General features: G+C 68.7%; 2 protein-coding genes and 2 pseudogenes. 2 read left to right on the forward strand and 2 right to left on the reverse strand.

Annotated features, from left to right (window positions below; translation table 11 throughout):
• Nucleotides 1-314, forward strand: a pseudogene (locus AOK15_RS39920) (hypothetical protein); the annotation flags it as partial.
• A 24-nt stretch (nt 315-338) separates the two neighbouring features.
• Here AOK15_RS39920 and AOK15_RS39925 read toward each other — a convergent pair.
• Complete coding sequence (locus AOK15_RS39925) at nt 339-1,043, reverse strand: NsdA family TPR-like regulatory protein (RefSeq protein WP_240508816.1); 705 nt, start codon at nt 1,041-1,043, stop codon at nt 339-341.
• Nucleotides 1,044-1,111: 68 nt separating this feature from the next.
• Here AOK15_RS39925 and AOK15_RS43400 point away from each other — a divergent pair.
• Nucleotides 1,112-1,249, forward strand: a pseudogene (locus tag AOK15_RS43400) (FAD-dependent monooxygenase); the annotation flags it as partial.
• 278 nt (nt 1,250-1,527) lie between these two features.
• Here AOK15_RS43400 and adh read toward each other — a convergent pair.
• Entirely contained in the window at nt 1,528-3,051 is a 1,524-nt protein-coding gene (gene adh, locus AOK15_RS39930; protein ID WP_055524001.1) for an aldehyde dehydrogenase, read from the reverse strand.
• Nucleotides 3,052-3,239: the final 188 nt, after the last annotated feature.

Consider the following 3,239-nt stretch of genomic DNA (forward strand, 5'->3'; position numbering starts at 1 on the left):
ACGCGGTCGGCCCGGCCGGGCGGGAGGCGCGCGAGGAACTGCTGGCCCGCTTCCGGGACTTCTTCACCGACCTGCACGAGGTCGAACTTCCCATCCCGGCCGAGGAGTTGGTCGACATAGTGATCGGCGGGGTGTACTCCGCGATCTACCGGCGGATCGCCGCCGGCCGAACCGCCGAGCTGCCCGGCCTGCTGCCCGGCCTGGCCTTCTCCGTACTGGCCCCCTTCCTCGGCCCGGAACGCGCCGCCGCCGACCTCGCCGACCCGGTGCCCTCCGCCAACCCCGTCCCAGCCTGCCTGGCCCCGGAGACCTGATCCCGAATACAGCGGAAGATCGCGTCATCGCCCCGGAACGGTCCACTCCCGTCGCACGTGCAAGCTGTGACACGCGTCCACCGGAGCGATGACGTACCAGCCATCCCAAGGCCCCGCCCCCAATGAGCGACTCCTTACCGCACGTTGGATGGCCACGTCGGCCTGGTACGAGGCCCGATTGCCTGCGAACTGATCGCCGTGCCGCAAGACAGCCTGCTCAGCCCCGGCCGCGGCCCTCTCGTGCTGGTCGAGGTCTGCCCGCGCGAGGGCTTCGAGCCCGGCCAGTTCGGCGGGCGTGTAGAACTCCAGCCAGTCAGGATCGGCGTCGCTCGGCCCCTTGGCGTAGAGGCGGTGAGCACGCACGATCGCTTGATCTGTGGCGCTCGCGTCGCCCAGCAGCGCCCAGCCACCGGCCTCCCGCATCGCGGACAACGAGAGCATCCGCGCCGAGCCGTACGACTTCACCGCTGTCTGCGCGCCCTGGGCTGCGGAGATCACCTCACGGGGACGGCCTGTTGCCTCGGCGAGGAGCGAGACGCAGCCGAAGGCGTGCCCCTCGAAGCCCGGGTCGTAGGCGATCCGGGCGGCGGCCAACGCCCCGTTGTAGAGGCTGCGGGTGTCGGCGGGGCGGCCGGAATCGTGGGACAGCCACCCGGCCGCGATCGTCAGATGGCCCGTCGCCGACGGCAGCCGCCTACCGCTCCTCTCCGTGAACACTCGCGTGTTCAACCACTACGGTCAACCATGCCTACGCCACCCGGCTGCACACCGGACGCGTCTTCTGAGCCGGGGACGCCGTCCACCGGCACCCGCCGTCCAACGGCCTCGGTTCCAACACTTCCGTCCAGCACTCCTACAGCCTGGCGTGGAAGCTGGCGGCCGTCCTCCTGCCGCCGACATCACCGAGGCGACCCGGCTGCTGCGAGAGACGCTGACCATGGCGCTCTGCCGACCCGCATGACGCGCGGCACCACATTGCGCGGCCCTTGCCCACTCGGTGGCGTCTGCTTCTGTCCCGCCGAGAGGGCCTGCACGCAGGCGACCCGGAGGCCAAGATCACGGCGGCGAAGATCCGCCGTCGCCCCGCGCTTCGACAGTGGTGCAGTCGTGGGAGGAATCGGGGTTTGGCGCGCGAAACGGGCCGGGAACAGAGCGTGTGGCACGAAGGGCGCCTGACGGGTGAAACCCAGGGCAGGCGCCTCCTCGCAGGTGGCTAGAAGAACCCAAGCTTCTGAGGGCTGTAGGAACAAAGAAGGTTCTTCGTCTGCTGGTAGTGGTCCAGCATCATCTTGTGGGTCTCGCGGCCGATGCCCGAGCCCTTGTAGCCACCGAACGCGGCGTGTGCCGGGTACGCGTGGTAGCAGTTCGTCCAGACGCGGCCCGCCTGGATGGCGCGGCCCGCTCGGTACGCCGTGTTGGCGTCCCTCGTCCACACGCCGGCTCCCAGGCCGTACAGCGTGTCATTGGCGATCTTGATCGCGTCGTCGAAGTCGTCGAACGACGTGACGGACACGACCGGCCCGAAGATCTCCTCCTGGAAGATCCGCATACGGTTGTGGCCCTCGAAGATCGTCGGCTGGACGTAGTAGCCGCCCTTCAACTCGCCACCGTGCTCGATGCGTTCCCCGCCCGTGAGGACCTTGGCTCCTTCCTGCCTGCCGATGTCCAGGTAGGAGAGGATCTTCTCCAACTGGTCGTTGGACGCCTGCGCCCCGACCATGGTGTCGGTGTCCAACGGATGCCCCGTCTTGATCTGCTCCGTGCGGGCCACGGCCGCCTCGAGAAACTCGGCGTAGTGCCCACGCTGCACCAGCGCCCGCGACGGGCACGTGCACACCTCGCCCTGATTGAGCGCGAACATCGTGAACCCTTCGAGGGCCTTGTCGCGGAAGTCGTCGTTCGCCGACCACACGTCGTCGAAGAAGATGTTCGGAGACTTCCCACCGAGTTCGAGCGTCACCGGCGTGATGTTCTCCGAGGCGTACTGCATGATCAGACGCCCGGTCGTCGTCTCACCCGTGAACGCCACCTTCGCCACCCGCGGGCTCGATGCCAGCGGCTTCCCCGCCTCCACCCCGAACCCGTTGACGATGTTCAGGACGCCCGGTGGCAGCAGGTCCGCGACCAGGCTCAGCCACACATGGATCGACGCCGGAGTCTGCTCCGCCGGCTTGAGCACGACCGCGTTGCCCGCCGCCAGCGCCGGCGCCAGCTTCCACGTCGCCATGAGGATCGGGAAGTTCCACGGGATGATCTGAGCGACCACCCCCAGTGGCTCATGGAAGTGGTACGCCACCGTGTCGTCGTCGAGCTCCGCCAGCGAACCCTCCTGCGCACGCACCACCCCCGCGAAGTACCGGAAGTGGTCGATGGCGAGCGGGATGTCGGCGGCCAGCGTCTCGCGCACCGGCTTGCCGTTCTCCCAGCTCTCGGCGACCGCCAGCTTCTCCAGGTTCGCCTCCATCCGGTCGGCGATCTTCCGCAGGATGTCCGAACGCTCCGTCACCGACGTACGACCCCAGCCGGGCGCGGCCGCGTGCGCCGCGTCCAGCGCCCGCTCCACGTCCTCACTCGTACCCCGCGCGATCTCCGTGAACGGCAGCCCGTTCACCGGACTCGGGTTCTCGAAGTACTGCCCGCGCGCGGGCGGCACGTACTCACCGCCGATGAAGTGGTCGTAGCGCGCCTCGTAGGAGACGACCGCGCCATCCGTACCAGGTGTTGCGAAACGGGTCATGGAATTCCTGCCTCCCCAGAAGCGCCACCCGCCGTTGGGCGGCTCTCGTGTGGAGGCTAGGAATCCGACGGTTGCAACGACGTTGCGCTGCGACCCGAGGCGGGGATGCCTGCGCTCTCTCGCATGCAGCTTCGTCCGCTCCCTCCCCCTCCCCCCCCCCTGCCTCTTCCACACATCCCACGCTCCCG

It is taken from the genome of Streptomyces ossamyceticus (assembly GCF_001418475.1).
Taxonomy (GTDB): domain Bacteria; phylum Actinomycetota; class Actinomycetes; order Streptomycetales; family Streptomycetaceae; genus Streptomyces; species Streptomyces ossamyceticus.